The sequence below is a fragment of the Ruegeria aquimaris genome (assembly GCF_025751555.1).
Lineage (GTDB): Bacteria > Pseudomonadota > Alphaproteobacteria > Rhodobacterales > Rhodobacteraceae > Ruegeria_B > Ruegeria_B aquimaris.
Genome location: NZ_JAOWLB010000002.1, coordinates 409036 through 427945, shown reverse-complemented (window position 1 = coordinate 427945; position 18910 = coordinate 409036). Strand labels below are relative to the sequence as shown.

The window sequence follows — 18910 nt, the reverse complement described above, 5'->3', positions numbered from 1 at the left end:
GACTCAGGGCGCGGGCGCAACCGCCAGCAGCATGTCGCGCACCCGGTCGGAGTCCGCAACGTCGAGCCGCACGGGCAGGGTGATGACCTTGGACCGGAATGCAGGCGGCAGCCGAACGGCGTCCTTTTCGGTGGTCACCATCTGCGCGCCAAGCGCCCGCGCCTCGGTTTCCAGGCGGGACATCAGCGCGGGCGTCAGCGGCTGATGATCGTCCAGCGCCTCGGCCCGCAACAGATCGGCCCCCTCCTTGCGCAACGTGCGAAAGAACTTGGCCGGGTTGCCGATACCGGCAAAGGCCAGAACCGGGGTGGCGGCCCAGTCCATCCCGGTCTTCAGAGGTTTGAGTTCCGCCGTTGCATGCGGCAGGCTGATCGCGGCCCCCCAGCGGGCGGCGAAATCCGCCTGCGCGGCGGCATCGCCCAGCGACAGCACCAGATCGGCGCGCCGCAGTCCCACATCGACCGGTTCGCGCAGCGGTCCGGCCGGAATGCACAGCCCGTTGCCGAACCCCTGTGCGGCATCGACCACGATGACCGAGAAATCCTTCTCCACCGCCGGGTTCTGGAATCCATCGTCCAGCACGATCACGGTGGCGCCCGCCGCCTCCGCCGCCCGCACGCCAGCGGCGCGGTCCTTGGCGACCCAGACCTCGGCAAAGGCCGCCAGCAGCAAGGGTTCGTCGCCCACTTGTTCCGACTTGTGGCGACCGGGATCCACCTGCACCGGTCCCTGCAACGCGCCGCCGTAGCCGCGGGTGACGACATGCGGTTCGTGCCCCGCGTCGCGCAGCCGCTCGACCACCCAGATCGCGGTCGGGGTCTTGCCGGTTCCGCCCGCGTTCAGGTTGCCGATACAGATCACCGGCACGGCGGCGCGGATCGGTTGCCCCTGGCGTATCCGCCGCGCGGTCGCCGCCGCATAGAGCGTGCCCAGCGGGCGCAGCGCGTTCGCACGCAAGCCGGGTCGCACCGGGTCGGTGTGCCAGAACTCAGGTGTCCGCATGCTCTGCCCTCCGCCGGTCCAACCGGTCCTGTACCAGCTCGAGCAGTTCATCGGTGAGATGGGCGGATTCGGTCACGACCTCCCATCCGGCCAGCGCCATCGTGGCGGCGGCATCGGGCGCCAGCAGGTGCACGACCTCTGAGCCCAGCGCCTCGGCATCGCGAACCGATCGCGCGGCTCCGGCCGAGGCAAGGCGGACATATGTGTCGATATGGTTGCGCACGTTCGGACCATAGAGCAGCGCCGAGCCGAGAGCCACCGCCGTCAGCGGATCCCGCCCGCCAGCGCCGGGCTCCAGTGAGCTGCCGACGAAGGTCAGCGGTGACACCCGGTACCACAGCCCGAGGTTTTCGGGCTCCGCGCTGATCACCACCTGAGTATGGTCGTCGATCATGTCGCCGGCATCCCAATTGATACACCGCAGATCCATGTGTTCCAGCCGCTCGCGTAGAGGCCCGGCTTCGTCCGGGTCGGCCACATGCACGACCAACAGCGCCCGGTGCAGCAATCGCAGCGCGTAGCGATGCGCGGTCAGGACCGAGATGAACTCCTTGGCCTGGGTCCAGGCCGACAGCCAGACCGGTCGCCCACCCAGGGCCGCATTGACGACCGCCAGCTCGTCTTCCGGCCAGGGGGCCGGATTCGCGCTGACCTGCAAAGGAGGCGAGGCGCGCACCTTGGCAGGAGCGACGCCCGCGCGGCGTACCTGACGTGCGGCAGCCTCTCCATTGGTCAGGATCATGTCGAAGCAATCCAGAACCGTGCGTGTGAGGTCGGGCAGCCACCGATGCTTGCGCGCGGTCAGATCGCGTTCGGCGACGTCGATAAGTATCATCGGCAGACCAGTCTGGGCCGCTTCGTCGATCAGGTTGGGTTTCAGCCCGCCACCGGACCACAGGCACATATCTGGTGTCCAATGGCTCAGAAAACGCCGCGCCGCGGTCGGGTGATCGTCGGGCAGGACCGAGACCAGCCCCGTGGGCGCCTGCCAATCGTCGGTCCGGGTGTCGCCGGGAATGGTGAACAAGGTCGACAGGTCAGGCCGCAAGGTGACAAGGCGCTGGGCGAGGTCACACAGGGCCGCGAAACGGCTCCGGTCGGCCACGTGAATCCACAGCAGCTCACCCTCGGGGCGTGATGGCATGTCGTCGCCGGGGGGATGCGCGCCGCGCCAGCTGAGCACGCGATAGGCCGCTAGACTGAGGGAGCGCGCCATGGTCTAACGTCCAACCGGCCCGGGGCAGGCCGTGAAACGGGAAACCGGGAAGAGGGCACAGGCCATTTTGTCGCTCCGGCGGGTTCTGGGCAAAATCGGCGGCAACCTATGGCATTTGTGATGCAGGTCAAGCTTGCGCCGATCTTGGCAAGGCGCGGTCAATGGCTTGCAATCCCCAGGCTGGCCGGGTCAAGTGCCGCCGCCAGCCCGCCATGCACGGTGTTGCCGCCCGCGATCACACCGGCCAGGCGAGGCCGGGCATTGTTGAACCTGAGCGGGGCGCCAAACCGGTCGGTGCAAAGACCGCCCGCCTCGCGCAGGATCAGGTCACCGGCGGCGATGTCCCATTCCCAACTGGGCCGCAGCGTGAGCATGCCGTCGAACCGGCCTTGCGCCACCAGCGCCAGCCGGTAGGCCAGCGATGGCCGATAATCGCGTTGGAACACAGGCGGAGTTCGCCCGATCCAGTGTTCCGGCAGCAGATTGGGCCGTGCGGCAAGAATATGCGCCTGCGCCAGATCGGCTGGGGCCGAGACCTGGATCGGGTCACCATTCAGAAACGCGCCACCGCCCGCCGCGGCCGAGAACAGCAGGCCGCGCATCGGCAGATAGATCACCGCCGCTGTCACCACGCCGCGTTCAGCCACCGCCAGGGCATGTGCCCAGGTGCGCGAGCCGTCGGCAAAGCTGCGGGTGCCGTCGATCGGGTCGACAATGAACACCCGGTCACGATCCAGCCGGGCGCCACTGTCCTCGGTTTCCTCGCTCAGCCAGCCGTATCCGGGCCGGGCGCTGGGCAGCATCTGCTCCAGCATCGCGTTCACCGCCAGATCCGCCTCGGTCACCGGGCCCGCGCCATCGGGCTTGTCCCAACGCTGCGCCTCGCGACCCGAGTAACGGGTGGCGATGCGTCCGGCCTCATGTGCGGCACGGATCAGCAGGTCGAGGTCAGTTTCCGGCAAGCGTCATCCCCTCGATCAGGATCGAAGGCACCACCCGCGACAGCCAATCCCGGGCGTCGTTCGCGGGTACCATCCGCAGCAGCATGTCGCGCAGATTGCCCGCGATGGTGCATTCGTTCACCGGATAGGCGACCTCGCCATTCTCCACCCAGAACCCCGAGGCTCCGCGCGAATAGTCGCCGGTATTGGGGTTGATGGTCGAACCGATCATGGATGTCACCAACAGACCGGTTCCCATGTCGCGCAACAGGTCGGCCCGGCTGGCCGTTCCCTGTGTCATCGCGATGTTCCAGTTGCTGGGCGAAGGCGGGCCGGAAACACCGCGCGCCGCGTTTGAGGTCGATCCCATCCCCAGCTTGCGCGCACTGGCCAGATCCAGCGTCCAGCCGGTCAGCACCCCGTTTTCCACGATGGCGCGACGCCGGGTCGCCAGCCCCTCGGCATCGAAGGGTCGCGAGCCCGAGACACGCGGGCGATGTGGGTCTTCGATCACCGACAGATGCGCAGGCAGCACCTGTTCGCCCAGCGCATCCTTGAGCCAGGATGACCCGCGCGCAATCGCCGCGCCATTGGCCGCGCCCAGCAGATGACCGATCAGCGAGGACGAAATGCGTTCGTCGAACAGCACCGGATAGCTTCCGGTCACGGGCTTGCGTGCGCCTTGTGCCGCGACCGCCCGCTCACCTGCGATGCGACCGATCTCGGCGGGGTCGCGCAGGTCCGACTGCCAGCTTCGGCTGTCGCCGTCATATTCGCGCTCCATGCCCGTTCCGGACCCGGAAATCGCCACGCAGGAGATCGAGCGGGATGTACGGCGGTAGCCGCCGGAAAACCCGTTTGTCGCTGCGATATGGATGGCATTTGCCCCGTATCCGCCGCCCGCGTCAGAAACCTGCGTCACGCCTTCGACCGCCAGCGCTGCGGCCTCGGCCGCCAGCGCATCCTGCATCAGGGCCTCGGCGGTGGGTTCGGGGGTCGGATCACACAGATCCAGAGCGTCTGCATCAAGGTTTCGGCAAATCTCCGACGGGTCAGCCAGCCCGGCATAGGGGTCCTCGGGCGCCTCGCGCGCCATGGCCACCGCCCGTTCGGCCATCGCGGCCAGGGTCTCTGGCCGACTGTCGGAACTCGACACGATGGCCTGCCGCTTGCCGATGAACACCCGCAACCCCAGATCGGTGCCCTCAGAGCGTTCGGCGTGCTCCAGCGCGCCGCCACGCACCTCGACCGAGACCGATGTGCCTTGGGTGACCATCGCGTCGGCGGCCTCGGCCCCCGCCCTGCGGGCCGCATCCAGAAGTGCGTGGCTGATATCCTCTACGGTGCGCGGCATGGCCCCTCCTGTCATCCTGTCACCGAGGTAGCCGCCGACCGGGCCCGCTGCAAGCCCCGCGCCGCGAATTGGCGAACCGGGCGCGCGGCGCCCGGTCGACATGTCGTTCAGATCACTTGATCCGCTGGCCGTTGGCCAGGATATGGCCCTGCTTGTTGATCTCGATGGTCGAGTTCAGCGTGTCGGGCGCGTCGCCCGGTACCGCCAGCATGCCCATCATCATCCGCGCGCCCATCGCGTCCTGATCCGCAACGAAGCCCATCGCGACCAGCTTGTCGATCAGCGCGTTTGCCCCGACCAGCGTCAGATTGGCGACACCCGAGGGGGCGGGCATCCCGTCAAAGCTTTCCAGATCGCTGTTGTCGAACTCGAAATCACCGGTGCCGGTCAGCTTGGCGCCGACCATCGACACCAGCAGCTGGTTGATTTTCAACGTGTTCAGCTCGCCCGGCGCGGCGCCGGTTGCTTCCAGCGTCTCGGCAACGGCGGGATCCAGGAAGTCCACCAGTACCTTGGCAGTTCCCGTCAGGTCGATCGCAATGGTTGCCGGATCACGCGGCAGCGCCCCGGCGGGGTCGAACATGCCCCAGATCATGTCGGACATGGTGAAATCGGTCAGGTTCATCCCCAGGCCAAAGGGTTGCGGCGCATCGCTTGCCTGCACTGGGATATCCAGCTTGAACCCCGACTTCGCCATCGCCAGATCGACCGGGAACGGTAGCTCTTGTGTCGTGACCGAAATTTCGGCGCCATTGCCGGTCAGGTCATAGACCACATGCGAGGAATCCATCGCGATCCGGAAATCGCCGCCCTGCGATTTCGAACTGAAAGCAAAGGTCTCGCCGTCGCCGGTGCCGTTCATCGTCCCGTTGCCGGCCGAATAACTGAGCGTGCCGTCAAAGGCGAAACCCGACTTCAGCATGTTCGAGAAATCAGCCGCATCGAAATCGGTCGGGATGGTTCCGGTCCCGGCATAGGTAATGCCGCTCATGGCGCCGTTGAACGTGCCGGCGTCGTCGGATTCGGGGTCGTTGAAGGACAGCGCATAGCTCAGCCCGTCGGCGGTGAAGCTTTGCACCATGTCGCGCATCGCGCCGATCTTCATTTGCGAGGTTCCGGCGACACCGGTCATGTCCATCGACGCGGCAATCGCGCCTTCGGGCATCGCCTCGCCATCAGCTTCCAGCCCTGCCAGGCTGACCGTCACCTGGTCCGCTGAATAGGTATAGGTCATGTCCTCGGGGGCACCAGAAACCACCATCGACATGTTGCGGTTCAGATAGTTCACCGTGCCTTTGACTTGCTCCTCACCCTCGGGGGTTACCACGAAGTTGATCGGGAACTCCTCTGGCAGGACGATACGTACGGTGCCGTCGCCCTGATCCGTCAGGCTCATTTCGGGCAGAGTCACGGAAAGCGCGCCTTCGGCGTCGGGGATCTGCATGTTCATTGACATGCCCGAGATTGTCAGCGTGTTGCCCGACCGGCTTTCGGTCCCGGAAACCTCGTACCCCATGCCGCCCAGATAGGTCTTCCAGTCGGCCCAGACCTGATCAGCGCTCAGATCGGCCCAGGCGCTCTGGCTGGCTATGGCAAAAGCGATCACGGCGCCTGACGTGCGGCGAAGGAAAACGGACATTCCAAGAACCTCTCTGGATAAATTTCGCGGCTATCGTCGGGTGTGGCGCGGCGGGCGTCAAGGGGCAACCGCTGGACCCTTTCCCCGCGTCAGATTAGAACTCGACTGGAATTGAGGGAGATTTGAATGACCGACATGCAGGGAAAAACCGTTCTGATCACCGGTGCCAGCCGTGGAATCGGGGCCGAGGCCGGGCGAATCTTTGCCAATGCTGGCGCCAATGTGGTGCTACTGGCACGCAGCGCCGACGCCGTGGCCACGCTGGCTGCCGAACTGGGCGACAGGGCGATGCCGCTGGCCTGCGACGTGGCCGATGCCGGACAGGTGGCCGGGGCTGTGAATGCCACGGTGGCACGTTTCGGTGGTCTGGATGTCCTGATCAACAACGCCGGTGTCGTCGAACCGATCTCGCATCTGGCCAGTTCCGACCCGGCCGGGTGGAGCCATGCGATCGATATCAACCTCAAGGGCGTCTACTATGGCATGCGCGCGGCATTGCCGGTGATGCGCAAGGCCGGCGGCGGAACCATCCTGACGGTCAGTTCGGGCGCGGCCCACAACCCGGTCGAGGCCTGGAGCCATTATTGCGCCTCCAAGGCCGGGGCGGCGATGCTGACCTCTTGCCTGCACCTTGAAGAAAAGCATCACGGCATCCGCGCCATGGGCCTTTCCCCGGGCACCGTTGCCACCCAGATGCAGCGCGAGATCAAAAGCTCGGGCATCAACCCGGTCAGCCAGCTGGACTGGTCGGCGCATGTCCCTGCCGACTGGCCCGCGCGCACGCTGCTGTGGATGTGCGGCGCGGACGCGGATGAATTCCTGGGCACCGAGATCTCCCTGCGCGACGAGACGATCCGTCGCCGGGTCGGCCTGATATGATCGAGCTGGAACAGGAAGACGGCCTGTGGACCGTCACGCTGAACCGCCCCGACAAGGCCAACTCGCTGACCGTGGCCATGCTGGAACGGCTGGTCGAGATCGCCGAGGCGGCGGGCGAGGCGCGGGCGCTGATCCTGACCGGTCGCGGCAAGGTGTTCAGCGCCGGTGCCGATCTGGAGGCCGCGCGCGCCGGTCTCGCCACTTCGGACCTGTGGGAGAGGCTGTCGGGCGCCATAGCCGCTCTGCCCTGCCTGACCGTCGCGGCCCTGAACGGGACCCTGGCGGGTGGCGCCAACGGCATGGCGCTCGCCTGCGACCTGCGCATCGCGGTGCCCGAGGCCAAGTTCTTCTACCCGGTGATGAAGCTCGGTTTTCTGCCGCAGCCGTCGGACCCGGCGCGAATGGCCGCTCTGATCGGCCCGGCCCGAACCCGGCTGATCCTGATGGCAGGGCAAAAGATCACCGCGCAGGAGGCCTATGATTTTGGTCTCGTGGACCGGATCGTACCCACCGACCAGTTGATGGAAACCGCCCGCGCGCTGGTGGCCGATTCGGTTGCCGCCGATCCGGTGATCGCGGCTGGAATCGCCAAGCTCTGTCCATGAGACTGGCGGCGCTCCATCTGCGCGCCGCTGATCCGGTGGCGTTGTCGGGATTCTACCGCGACGCTCTCGGCATGACCGCCCGGAAACAGGGCGAGGCATGGCGCGTCGGCTACGACGGGCCCGATGCCGATCTGATCCTGATGGCCGGTGGCGGCGGCTACCGGCATGATCACGGCCAGCGCTATTGGAAGATCGGCATAACCCTGCCGGATGTGGATCTTGCCGTACAGGCGCTGCGGGCGCAGGGCGTCGCCGTCAGCGATCCGCGCCAGTTCGGCGATATCGGATACATGTGCCACCTGACCGACCCCGAAGGCTTCGTCATCGAACTGCTGCAACAGGATTTCGAGGGCAACCGGCCGACCGGGGCCGCCAATCCTTCGGCACCGTTTGCAGGGGCGACACTGGCCCATATCACCTTGCGCAGCGGCGATATCGACCGCGACGAGGCGATCTGCCGAGGGTTGGGGATGACCCTTCTGTCGGTGCAGGAGGTGGCAGATCATGGGTTCGATCTGTTCTTTTACGGGTTCAGCACCGAAACCCCGCCGGACCCCGACCTCTGGTCGGTGGCGAATCGCGAATGGCTGTGGAAACGCCCCTATACGCTGATCGAGTTTCAGCATGTCGCAGGGGCGGAATTCACGCCGGTCCCGTCGCTGGCGGGTATCGGCGTCGAGGGGTTGACAGCCACCGACCTTGAGCTGCGCGGCACGCCGCTGTTGCCATGGTGATCAGCGCCCCCTGCGCTTGCCCGGAACCTTTGACCGGAATCCTGGCGGGCGCTTGCTGACCCACTCCAGGAACCGTTCCAGCCGGGGATGCGCGCGCAACGCCTCGACCGTGTGAAACCTGCGCGCCAGTTCCGCCTCGGTCAGGGTCGCATGCACTTCCTTGTGGCAGATCTGGTGCAACAGCACCGTCGGCCCCCCCTTGCCGCCCTTGAGTCGGGGGATCAGGTGATGCAGGCTGCCACCTCCATCCGGGATCGGGCGATCACATAGCGGGCAGAGCGGCGCGCTCTTGTCTTCGGTGTCCGTCATGGGCAAGAGGATGCACCAGCACGCGACCGGTGCAAATAGGGACGGCAGGAAAGGCGACATGGCAGTATCGGCCGAAACGGAACGACAGGTCGTGAAACCGGCTCTGGTCATCGGCGCGGGCCCTGCCGGGCTGATGGCGGCGGGCGAACTGGCCCGTGCCGGTCTGCCGGTGATCGTGGCCGAGGCGAAACCCTCGGTCGCGCGCAAGTTCCTGATGGCGGGAAAATCCGGGCTGAACCTGACGAAGAACGAGCCGTTCGAACAGCTTCTTTCCGCTTATGGCGATGCTGCCGGTTGGCTATGCCCGATGCTGACCGCGTTTGACGCCCAGGCAGTGCAGGACTGGGCGCAGGGTCTGGGGCAGGAGCTGTTCACCGGCTCCACCGGGCGGGTGTTTCCCAAGGTGATGAAAGCCTCGCCGCTGTTGCGTGCCTGGCTGGCCGAGCTGACCGGCCAGGGGGTCGAGATTCGGACCCGCTGGCGCTGGGCAGGCTGGGACGGGGACGCGTTTCTGTTCGAAACGCCCATCGGCGCGCAGAGGATCAAACCGGTTGTCACCGTTCTGGCGCTGGGTGGGGCAAGCTGGGCGCGGCTTGGCTCGGACGGGCAATGGGCCGGGTTGTTGGCAGCGCGAGGGGTGGAGCTCTCCCCGTTTGCGCCTGCCAATGCCGGATTGCTGGTCCATTGGTCCGATCACATGACCCAGCATGTCGGCCAACCGGTCAAGAATATCGCCTGGCAGGCCGGTGCACTGTCCAGCCGGGGCGAGGCGGTGATCTCCGCGCGCGGACTCGAGGGCGGCGGCATCTACGCGGTGTCCTCAGCCGTGCGCGAGGGCGCGGCGCTGACCGTGGACCTGTTTCCGGATCTGTCCGAAACCGACCTGTCGCGCAGGCTGGCGAAACCACGCGGCAAGGCCAGCCTGTCGGCCCATCTGCGCAAGTCGCTGAACCTGTCGGGAGCGCGCGCGGCGCTGCTGATGGAATTTGGCCGCCCCTTGCCCCAAGACCCTCCGGCGCTGGCGACGATGCTCAAGGCGCTGCCAGTCCGCCATGCCGGGCCGCGCCCGATGGACGAGGCGATCTCGACCGCAGGCGGCGTGGTCAGAACCGCCCTGGACGAAACGCTCATGATCCAAGCGCTGCCCGGCGTCTTTTGCGCCGGTGAAATGCTGGATTGGGAGGCGCCCACCGGCGGCTACCTGCTGACGGGCTGTTTCGCGACCGGCCGCTGGGCCGGCCGCGCGGCGGCAAGATGGGCTCAGGCCGGGGTCAGCGCGCCCATGCGCTGAAACGCGGGGCGTGCGCGCATCTCCTTGGCGTAATCCTTGATCTTGCGCGAGGTGACGGGGAAGCCCGCGCCATGCGCCCAGTTCAGGCAATGGGTCAGCAGGATATCGGCGATGGTCATCTTTTCCCCTTGCAGGAAGGGGCCTTCCAGCCGTGCCTCCAGATGGGAGAGGTTGCGCTCGAACTCCCATTTGGTGCTGTCCATGATGGCCGGAACCCGCTTGTCCTCGGGCAGGATGAACCCATGCCGGGCCGCGACCCAGAGCACCGCGTCGATCTCGTCCAGCACGGTGTGGAACAGCGCATCCTGTTTGGCGCGCTCGATGGTACCGGCGGGATAGGTGAAATCGCCGTGCTTGTCGGCGAGATAGGTCATGATTGCCGAACTGTCGGTGATCATGTGATCGCCATCGACCAGAACCGGCACCTTGCCGCTGCCGTTCAGCGCCAAGACCTGCGGGTCATGCGGGCCGACGTCGATATGCTCGTAGGGCACGCCCAGCTCTTCGAGCAACCACAACACCCGTGCCGCGCGGCTGCGGACCCGGCCATAGACCTTGTACATTCGGTACCTCCGTTTTCAATTGTGCAGCAGAATGGCCTTCAGGCTGCGCGCGTCAAGGGCAGCGCGCTCCGATCTCACATCAGCGCGAGCGGGACAGCATCGCCAGCCGGATCATGGCCCGCTCCACCAGCGGCATCTGTGGCGCCGATTGCCCGGCCGAACGCAGGGCAAGGTCGGTGTCGGTCAGTACCGTCAGGGCCGTCTCCAGCCGCCGCGCGCCCCAGGTCTGTGCCTGCCCCAGAATGCGGTCGCGACGCGGGCCATAGACCGGAGGGCGCAACCGGTTGATCCCCTGTCCCGGCCCGCCCGGGTCCGAGGCACAGGCGTAAAGCGTGCGAAAATGGCGGGTGGCGGCGATGCACAGGCCGGTCGGGTTGGTGCCTTGCGCCTGCAATCGGCGCATCAGCGGCCCCACGGCCTCCATCTTGCCCTCGGCCACGACGTTCAGCAAATCGTCCAGCCCGGCCTCGGTCGAGCGCGGCGCGCAATCGGCAATATCCTCATGGCTGAGTGGTGCCGCGTCATTCAGCTTGTAAAGCGCCAGCTTTTCCAGCGTCTGCGCAAAATCGCCCGGACCCAGTTCGCGGGCAAGGTTGGCCAGCACCGACATCGGCTCGGGTGGCACGTCGCGAATCCCCGCCTGCGCCAGCATCCGTTCGATCTCTGCCCGCGACGGTGGTTCGTCATAGATGCCCACGGCATAGGCGTTGGGATGGCTCTCGAACCCCTTGCGCAGCTTGGACGTGGCCTTGAGCTGTCCGGCGGTCACCACGATCTGCGCGTCGCCCGGCTCCCAGTCCTCCAGCGCGGCCAGAACAGCAGGCGCCGACAGCTCGGGGCAATCCTCGACAAAGGCCACGCGCGGGCCGGGAAAGAACCCCACCGCCTTGATCGCATCGACCAGTTGCGCCGGGTCCTTGCGCAAATCGCCGCCCGCCATCCGGGTCAGGCGCATCTCTTCCTCGCCATTGGGGCCCAGCAGCGCCGCGATCACTTGCTGGCGTTTCAGCGCCACCCGCATCGCGTCGCCACCATAGATCAGCAATCCGGTCCGGCCTGCGTCGGGTTTGGCGAAATAGCCTTCGGCCTCGCGCGGGCTCAGCTTCATGCCGGCAGATCCAGGGTGGAATAAAGCTTGGTCGTCAGCATATCGGACAGAATCGTCATCAGCCGCTGTCGCGCGTCACGTTCACCCGCCAGCGTGTCCACCGTCGACCCGGTCGCGGAATAGCCGGTAAAGCTCTCGACCTCGCCCGAGGCCAGAACCGCACCGCTGTCCTTGTCGCTCAGCTTGTAGGTCGCGGTGCCCACGATCGCATAGCGCGTGGTCTCGTTCGACGCGGTGATCGCCTGACCCTGCGAGGTGGTCGTCACCTTGACGTCTAGCTTGTAATCGGTCCCGGCCGCCGCGCTGCGCCCCAGCGTCTGTTCCAGGTTCTGCACCAGCCAATAGCTTTCGACATCGTCGGGGGCGGACACCTCGACCTTGCCATAGAGCGCACTGCCCGCGCCGCCGGGCCCATAGACCGGCTGAAAGCCGCAGGCGGCCAGCGCCAGCGGCAGCATCAACAGCGCTCTACGGTTAAACGACCACATTTATGATCCGGCCCGGCACGACGATCACCTTCTTCGGCGCGGCGCCATTCAGCGCCTTTTGCACAGCATCGGTCGCCAGCGCCAGTTTTTCAACCTCGGCCTTGTCCATATCGACCGGAACGCTGATTTCCGCACGCCGCTTGCCGTTGATCTGGATCGGCAGCGTCACGGCGGTATCGACCAGCATCGCCGGATCGGCTTTTGGCCAGGGTGCTGTCGCAATCAGCCCTTCGCCGCCCTGATGCGCCCAGATATCCTCGGCCAGGTGCGGCGTCATCGGCGACATCAGCTGCGCCAGCGTCATGATCGCCTGTTTCTGTGCCGCCGCCCCGGCATTGGATTTCGCCAGCGTATTGGTAAAGGCATAGAGTTTCGCAATCGCCGCGTTGAAGCCAAAGCTTTCAACGCCATTGGTCACGTCGCGGATGCATTTGTGCATTTCGCGCAGCAGGTCCTCATCACCTTCGCCCGGCGCGCCCGGGTCCATCGCGCCGATCCGGTCGCACAGGTTCCACACCCGGTTCAGGTGCTTGTGCGCGGCCTCGGCGCCGGCATCGGTCCATTCCACGTCGCGTTCCGGCGGGCTGTCGGACAGCACAAACCAACGCGCGGTATCGGCGCCGTACCGGTCGATGATGGCGACCGGATCGACCACGTTGTTCTTGGATTTGGACATCTTGGCGGACGGGATGATCTCGACCTCGGTGCCGTCCTCCAGATAGCCCTTGCCGCCGTCGAGGCGCACCGCGTCGGGGTAGTGATAGACCGGGCGGCCATCTGCGCCGGTGGTCTTGTAAATCGCGTGAGTCACCATGCCCTGGGTAAACAGCGCGTTGAACGGCTCTTTCGATTTCTCGGGCAAGTGGCCACAGATATGCATCGCGCGGGCGAAGAACCGTGAATAGAGCAGGTGCAGGATCGCATGCTCGATACCGCCGATATACTGGTCGACATTCATCCAGTACTCGGCCTCGGCCATGACGGTGGGCGTTTCGGCGCGCGGCGCGGTGAAGCGGGCGAAATACCACGAGCTGTCAACAAACGTGTCCATCGTGTCGGTCTCGCGCCGGGCGGGTTTGCCACAGGACGGGCAGGTGCAGTTGCGCCAGGTCGGGTGCCGGTCCAGCGGGTTGCCGGGCACGTCAAAGGTCACGTCGTCGGGCAGCCGGATGGGCAGGTTTTCCTTTTTCTCGGGCACCACGCCGCAAGCATCGCAGTGGACCACGGGAATCGGGCAGCCCCAATAGCGCTGGCGCGACAGGCCCCAGTCGCGCAGGCGGAACTTGGTGACGCCAGTGCCCAGCCCCTTGGCCTCCATCCAGTCGATGGTGGCGTCGATCGCCTCTTGTCCGGTGGCCTCGTCCAGCCCGGCGAAATGGTCGATCCATTTCACCTTTTCGGTTTTCAGCGGCACAAAGGCCTCGGTCTCGACCGGCTTTGGATCATCAAGCGCCACAAAGGTGTCGATCACCGGCAGGTCATACTTGCGGCAGAAATCGAGATCGCGCTGGTCATGCGCCGGGCAGGCAAAGATCGCGCCGGTGCCGTAATCCATCAGGATGAAGTTGGCGACCCAGACCGGCAGTTCCCAGTCGGGGTTCAGCGGATGGCGCACGCGCAACCCGGTATCGGCCCCCAGCTTCTCGGCCTTTTCAATGGCTTCTTCCGTGGTGCCGCCCTTGCGCATCTCGGCCACCTTGGCGGCGAGGTCGGGGTTTTCGGTCTCCAACGCCTTGGTCAACGGATGATCGGGCGAGATGCCGAGGAAGGAGGCCCCCATCAGCGTGTCGGGCCGCGTGGTATAGACCTCGAGCGCGTCGATGCCATGCGCAGGCTCGGTCAGCGCCCAGGAGAATTGCAGCCCGCGCGACTTGCCGATCCAGTTTTCCTGCATCAGTCGCACCTTGGCGGGCCAGTCATCCAGCGTGTCGAGCGCATCCAGAAGCTCGCCCGAGAAATCGGAGATCTTGAAGAACCACTGCGTCAGTTCGCGCCGTTCCACCAACGCGCCCGAGCGCCAACCGCGCCCGTCCTCGACCTGTTCATTGGCCAGAACGGTCATGTCGACCGGGTCCCAGTTCACCACCGCGTTCTTGCGGTAAACCAGCCCCTTTTCAAGGAAATCGAGGAACAGCGCCTGTTGCTGACCGTAATATTCCGGGTCGCAGGTGGCGAACATGCGCGACCAGTCGAGGCCAAAGCCCAGCGGCTTCATCTGCGCGACCATGGTCTCGATGTTCTTGTAGGTCCAGTCCTTGGGGTGGCCGCCGCTGGCCATGGCCGCGTTTTCGGCCGGCATGCCAAAGGCATCGAACCCCATCGGGTGCAGCACGTTGAACCCGTTCGACAGTTTATAGCGCGCGATCACGTCGCCCATGGTGTAGTTGCGCACATGGCCGATATGGATGCGCCCCGACGGATAGGGGAACATCTCGAGCACGTAGTACTTCGGCTTGTCCGCCGTACGCGCGGCCCTGAAGATACCGGCCTTGTCCCAGGCCTCTTGCCATCTGGCTTCGATTTCGGTGGCGGAATAGCGCGACATGGCGGGTCTGGTCCTTGAATGAATGCAAACGCCGGGCGTGAACCCGGCGTGGTGATAGATCGAATTGCGGCGAGGTTCTAGAGTTTGTTGTCGGCGATCCGCAGTTGCCGCGCCCGCGACAGAATCGCATCTTCGACCGCACGCGCGGTCGAGGCGCTGACCGCGCCGCCGCCGCTGGTCTGCAACGACACCTTCAGCGACCGCGCCTCCAGCGCCGGATCCTTGATATGGACGGTGGCCCGGTAGGACCGGCCGCCGCCCGGCGGCGTGCCGTATCCGGTCACGATGATGCCGGTGAACGGGTCCACCGACTGCACCGGCAGAAAACTCAGCACATCCAGCGAGGCGGCCCAGAGATAGCGGTTCACCTGCACCGTCTGTTCGGCCTTGGACGGACCGAACACATCCCAGATCGACGACTTGTCGTAATTCGTGGGGGCACTTTCACGGTTGTTGGAGATATAGGAATCATCCGCCGGCGCCGCATCGGCGATGCGAATGCCTCCCCTGCGGCTGCCGCAGGCGGCCACACCCAGGCACAAGGATAGTACAAGGGCGGCTTTGAGCGCATTTTGCAACGTCATCGGACAATCCCACAGCTTTCTCGTGCTGAATGTCCTACCCAAGCCGCCTCTTAGGGGCAAGCCTCTATAAACATGAGCACACGCGCATGTGCGGAAATCAGGCTGAAACCCTCAAAGCGAGGGTGAAATCGGTGCGCCGTGGCAAGGGACTGTGGCAAAGCTGCACCATCCGTGACGACTTTGTCTCTCATCGTCCGGCAAGGCTTGCCAAAATGGGGGTGAAAGAGCGAAACCCCTGTCCATACCCACGCCGGATTCACTGGTTTGGGCGTATGAATGAAAACCGAGGGAAACACGATGAAAAAAGTTCTCTTCGCAACGACTGCGCTGATCGCTACCGCAAGCGTCGCAGCAGCAGACGTTCGTATCAGCGGCTACGGCCGTTTCGGTCTGGACTACAACGACGCCAACGACCGCGCCGTGAACGGTGTCTCGAAGACCACCATCACCAGCCGTCTGCGTCTGCAGTTCGACATGTCGGCAGAAACCGACGCCGGTGTTGCGTTCGACGCTCGCTTCCGTGCACAGGCTGAAAGCCGTGACAACACCCCGGGTGGCGCAGCCTTCAACGGCGCTCGCTTTGGTGTGTCGTACCAGGGCTTCCGCGTGAACGTCGGCAACATCATCGGCGCAGTTGAAAACATGCCCGGCACCTACCTCGAAACCCGTACCGCAGGTATCGGTATCGACGGCGCCAGCTTCTACTCGCACGTTGGTAACGTGAACAACGAGTTCTTCAACTGGGATGCATACTCGTCGGCAGGTACCGGTGTGAACGGCGTCGAATTCATCTATTCGACCGGCGGCTTCACCGGCCACGTTTCGTACTCGACCCGTAACGGCGCCGTTGCTTCGGACCGTATCGGCGTGATGGGTGCCTACACCTTCGGTGACTGGACCATCGCAGCTGCTCACCAGTCGTCGGACGCCATGTGGGAAGACAAGACCCTGGTGTCGGTCGCCGGTGACCTGGGCCAGTTCGGCGTCCGCGTCGCATATGCCGACAACGACGGCATCTCGAAGTGGGGCATCTACGGCAACATGGACATCGGTTCGGCGTCGAACCTGCTGGTGTTCTACACCGACGAAGACGCAGTTGACGCAGCCGACGTTCTCGCCGGCCGTGGCGACAACCGCGACAACGTTGCCGGTTCGAACAACAACGAAGGTGGTTCCTACGGTATCCACTACTCGTACGACCTGGGCGGCGGCGCTTCGCTGGAAGCAGGCTACCGTCGTGCGTCGAACGACAACGACACCTTCCAGGCCGGTGTGTACTTCAGCTTCTAAGCTGTACACCGCTTGACGGTATCGAATGGGGGCAGGTCTTCGGACCTGCCCTTTTCTTTTGCGCCGACATGGTGTTTTCCTTCCGCAAACCAGATCGGGGGATGCCATGTCGCTGCAAGAGATCAAGAACCGCATCGCGCGGGCCGAACAGGCCGCTGGCCGACCAGAGGGCGCGGTCACGCTGATCGCCGTGTCCAAGGTACAGCCAAACGACCGGATCAAGGCGGTGCTGGAACAGGGCCACCGCGTCTTTGGTGAAAACCGGGTGCAGGAAGCGGCCGGGAAATGGCCCGCGTTCAAGGAACGGTTCAGCGGCGTCGAGCTTCACCTGATCGGCCCCTTGCAGACCAACAAGGCACGTCAGGCCATGGAACTGGTCGATGCCATCCATTCCGTCGACCGCCCGAAACTCGCCAATTCCCTGGCCCGGCTGGCACAGGAACTGGGCCATTGCCCGGATCTGTTCATTCAGGTCAACACCGGGGAAGAAGAACAAAAGGCGGGTATCATGCCAGCCGAGGCGGATGGTTTTATCGCCGAATGCCGTGCACTGGATCTGCCGGTGCGCGGGCTGATGTGCATTCCCCCGGTCGAGGAAGAACCCGCCCTGCATTTTGCCCTTCTGGCCAAGATCGCTGCACGCAACGGCCTTGACGGTCTCAGCATGGGGATGAGCGGCGATTTCGAAACCGCCATTGCGCTGGGCGCGACCCATGTCCGGGTCGGCTCCGCCATCTTTGGTGAAAGAACTACCGCGGCGGGATGATCAACCGGCTGCCGGGGCCGATCCTGGCCGCAATCCAATGCAGGTTGCGGTGGGAAAAGGCGACGCAACCCTCGGTCGGATAACCCGGCCGTCGCCACTGGTGGACAAAAATCGCCGAGCCACGCCCCGGTTCCGCATCGGGCCAGTTCCAGTCGGTCACCAGCACCAGATCGTAAAGCGGATCGGCCCGGCACAGCCGTTCGTGGCTGTGCCCATAGGGCGCCCGGACCAGATGGTTATAGGCGGCATCGCCCATGTCGTCTGACCACAGATCGCCCGGCCCGATGGGTTGCGCCCAAGGCGCAGGCGATGTCATCCGGTCGGCGCGGTAGAGCATTCCGACGATCAGATGCACGCCCACCGGTGTCGCTCCGTCGCCCTCGCGCTTGTCGGTCCGGACGCCGCCCTTGCCGATCGAGCAGGGGAAATACCGGCCCAGAAACCGCACCCCGCGTGGCGTCAGCACCAGATCGCGCGGGTTCACAGCATATGACCCGATTTGGCCGCCTTGGTCGCCAGATAGCCGCGGTTATGCGCGGTCTCGCCCACCTTCAGCGGCACCCGCTCGGTGACCGCGATGCCTGTCCGCTCCATCATCGCGATCTTGGCGGGGTTGTTGGTGAGCAGGCGCACCGCCTTGAACCCCAGCGATTTCAGAATGTCCGAGCCCAGTCGAAAGTCGCGCTCGTCATCCTCGAACCCCAGCCGGTGATTGGCCTCGACCGTGTCAAACCCCTGATCTTGCAGGAAATAGGCGCGCATCTTGTTGGCCAGCCCAATGCCGCGCCCCTCTTGGTTGAGGTAGAGCAGCACGCCCGCGCCTTCCTCGCCCATCTGCGCCAGCGCCCCGCGCAGCTGCGGGCCGCAATCGCATTTCAGGCTGCCCATCAGGTCACCGGTAAAACAGGCCGAATGCAGCCGGGCCAGCACCGGCTTGTCCCGATCGGGGCGGCCGATTTCCACCGCGTAATGCTCTTCGCCCCCATCCTCGGGGCGGAACACATGCAGCCGCCCGGCCTCGGACACCTCCATCGGCAGGCGCGCGGCGGCCACCTCGTGCAGCGGGCTGCGCTCGCCCAGATGCGGCGCAGCGCGGGCGTGATCGAGGCAGGTCAGCCCATGCGCGGCGGCAAAGCCCCGTCCGTCCGCGACCGCAACAACCACCGCCGCGGGCAACAGCCGGGCCGATTTCGTCAGCCCGATCGCCAGCCGGTGCAGCGCCGCGCTGCCCTGCCGCTCGGTCGTCAGCGGCCCTTTCATCGGCTGCGCCAGATCGTCAGACGGATCTGCCACTGCCTGGACCCAGGCCAGATCGGCGAAACCGGGGATCAGAACCCGCGCCAGGTCACCGTCATAGGCCCGCGCCTTCAGCGTCTCGGCCCGCCGTCCGGTGACCGCGATCACCGGCGCGCCCAGATCGCGCAGATCGGCCAGCCGCGCGGGTGACAGGGTTTCCGCCGCGACCGCCAGAACGCTCTCTCCACCTTCGCCGGTCAGAACGACGGGCACCCCCATCCGCAGGTCGGCGCGCGCCCGCGCCAGCAATTCGGTAATGTCGGGGATCAGGCTCATGGGTCTTGTCCGGTAGCATCTACA

19 protein-coding genes are annotated in these 18910 nt (G+C 65.3%); 6 read left to right on the top strand and 13 right to left on the bottom strand.

The features are described from left to right. Positions 1-3 precede the first annotated feature (3 nt). The 5 genes from lpxK to OE747_RS04840 form a co-directional block, all read right to left on the bottom strand. Positions 4-1002, bottom strand: a complete 999-nt coding sequence (gene lpxK / locus OE747_RS04860) for a tetraacyldisaccharide 4'-kinase (RefSeq protein WP_263827476.1) — start codon at positions 1000-1002, stop codon at positions 4-6. Beyond that, a complete protein-coding gene (locus OE747_RS04855) occupies positions 989-2218 on the bottom strand; it encodes a 3-deoxy-D-manno-octulosonic acid transferase (protein ID WP_263827475.1) in 1230 nt (409 codons plus the stop codon). Before OE747_RS04855 ends, lpxK begins: the two co-directional genes overlap by 14 nt. A 158-nt stretch (positions 2219-2376) precedes the next feature. Then, complete coding sequence (locus OE747_RS04850) at positions 2377-3180, bottom strand: 3'(2'),5'-bisphosphate nucleotidase CysQ (protein WP_263827474.1); 804 nt, start codon at positions 3178-3180, stop codon at positions 2377-2379. Further along, positions 3167-4513, bottom strand: coding sequence for a TldD/PmbA family protein (locus tag OE747_RS04845; RefSeq protein WP_263827473.1), 1347 nt, complete (start codon positions 4511-4513; stop codon positions 3167-3169). The genes OE747_RS04850 and OE747_RS04845 overlap by 14 nt, the downstream gene beginning before the upstream one ends. 112 nt (positions 4514-4625) lie before the next feature. Beyond that, positions 4626-6152 (bottom strand): DUF2125 domain-containing protein, encoded by a 1527-nt coding sequence (locus OE747_RS04840; protein ID WP_263827472.1) that lies wholly within the window; start codon positions 6150-6152, stop codon positions 4626-4628. A 126-nt stretch (positions 6153-6278) separates the two neighbouring features. Here OE747_RS04840 and OE747_RS04835 point away from each other — a divergent pair, with 126 nt between their 5' ends. From OE747_RS04835 to OE747_RS04825, 3 genes are read left to right on the top strand one after another with little or no spacing between them, the layout of a single operon-like run. Next, on the top strand, positions 6279-7031 hold the full coding sequence (locus tag OE747_RS04835) for an SDR family oxidoreductase (protein WP_263827471.1): 753 nt from the start codon (positions 6279-6281) through the stop codon (positions 7029-7031). Further along, positions 7028-7636, top strand: a complete 609-nt coding sequence (locus tag OE747_RS04830; RefSeq protein ID WP_263827470.1) for an enoyl-CoA hydratase/isomerase family protein — start codon at positions 7028-7030, stop codon at positions 7634-7636. The genes OE747_RS04835 and OE747_RS04830 overlap by 4 nt, the downstream gene beginning before the upstream one ends. Continuing rightward, entirely contained in the window at positions 7633-8370 is a 738-nt protein-coding gene (locus tag OE747_RS04825; protein ID WP_263827469.1) for a VOC family protein, read from the top strand. Before OE747_RS04830 ends, OE747_RS04825 begins: the two co-directional genes overlap by 4 nt. Here OE747_RS04825 and OE747_RS04820 read toward each other — a convergent pair whose 3' ends face one another. Next, positions 8371-8679: an HNH endonuclease gene (locus OE747_RS04820; protein ID WP_263827468.1), complete on the bottom strand. Its 309-nt coding sequence runs from the start codon at positions 8677-8679 to the stop codon at positions 8371-8373. A gap of 58 nt (positions 8680-8737) precedes the next feature. On the opposite strand from OE747_RS04820, the gene OE747_RS04815 reads away from it, so the two are divergent. Then, positions 8738-9970 carry a TIGR03862 family flavoprotein gene (locus OE747_RS04815; protein WP_263827467.1) on the top strand — a complete coding sequence of 411 codons (1233 nt, stop codon included), beginning with the start codon at positions 8738-8740 and terminating at the stop codon, positions 9968-9970. Here OE747_RS04815 and OE747_RS04810 read toward each other — a convergent pair. The 5 genes from OE747_RS04810 to OE747_RS04790 all read right to left on the bottom strand — a co-directional run bounded on the left by OE747_RS04810 (position 9940) and on the right by OE747_RS04790 (position 15258). Beyond that, positions 9940-10533 (bottom strand): glutathione S-transferase family protein, encoded by a 594-nt coding sequence (locus tag OE747_RS04810; protein WP_263827466.1) that lies wholly within the window; start codon positions 10531-10533, stop codon positions 9940-9942. The two genes, OE747_RS04815 and OE747_RS04810, sit on opposite strands and share 31 nt — an antisense overlap. 79 nt (positions 10534-10612) lie before the next feature. After that, positions 10613-11641 carry a DNA polymerase III subunit delta gene (gene holA / locus OE747_RS04805; protein WP_263827465.1) on the bottom strand — a complete coding sequence of 343 codons (1029 nt, stop codon included), beginning with the start codon at positions 11639-11641 and terminating at the stop codon, positions 10613-10615. Next, the gene (gene lptE / locus OE747_RS04800; protein WP_263827464.1) at positions 11638-12129 is read right to left on the bottom strand and encodes an LPS assembly lipoprotein LptE; all 492 of its coding nucleotides are present in this window, start codon (positions 12127-12129) and stop codon (positions 11638-11640) included. The genes holA and lptE overlap by 4 nt, the downstream gene beginning before the upstream one ends. Beyond that, positions 12116-14674 carry a leucine--tRNA ligase gene (gene leuS / locus OE747_RS04795; protein ID WP_263827463.1) on the bottom strand — a complete coding sequence of 853 codons (2559 nt, stop codon included), beginning with the start codon at positions 14672-14674 and terminating at the stop codon, positions 12116-12118. The genes lptE and leuS overlap by 14 nt, the downstream gene beginning before the upstream one ends. A 77-nt stretch (positions 14675-14751) precedes the next feature. After that, positions 14752-15258: a DUF3576 domain-containing protein gene (locus tag OE747_RS04790; RefSeq protein WP_263827462.1), complete on the bottom strand. Its 507-nt coding sequence runs from the start codon at positions 15256-15258 to the stop codon at positions 14752-14754. Between the two features lie 297 nt (positions 15259-15555). Between OE747_RS04790 and OE747_RS04785 the strand changes: the two genes are divergently transcribed. Together OE747_RS04785 and OE747_RS04780 are read left to right on the top strand one after the other, a co-directional pair. Beyond that, a complete protein-coding gene (locus OE747_RS04785; protein ID WP_263827461.1) occupies positions 15556-16548 on the top strand; it encodes a porin in 993 nt (330 codons plus the stop codon). Between the two features lie 106 nt (positions 16549-16654). Further along, positions 16655-17314 (top strand): YggS family pyridoxal phosphate-dependent enzyme, encoded by a 660-nt coding sequence (locus OE747_RS04780; RefSeq protein WP_263827460.1) that lies wholly within the window; start codon positions 16655-16657, stop codon positions 17312-17314. Here the strand turns inward: OE747_RS04780 and OE747_RS04775 are convergent. Further along, positions 17298-17798, bottom strand: a complete 501-nt coding sequence (locus OE747_RS04775; RefSeq protein ID WP_263827459.1) for a L,D-transpeptidase family protein — start codon at positions 17796-17798, stop codon at positions 17298-17300. The two genes, OE747_RS04780 and OE747_RS04775, sit on opposite strands and share 17 nt — an antisense overlap. Continuing rightward, positions 17795-18886, bottom strand: a complete 1092-nt coding sequence (ribA, locus tag OE747_RS04770; RefSeq protein ID WP_263827458.1) for a GTP cyclohydrolase II — start codon at positions 18884-18886, stop codon at positions 17795-17797. Before ribA ends, OE747_RS04775 begins: the two co-directional genes overlap by 4 nt. Positions 18887-18910: the final 24 nt, after the last annotated feature.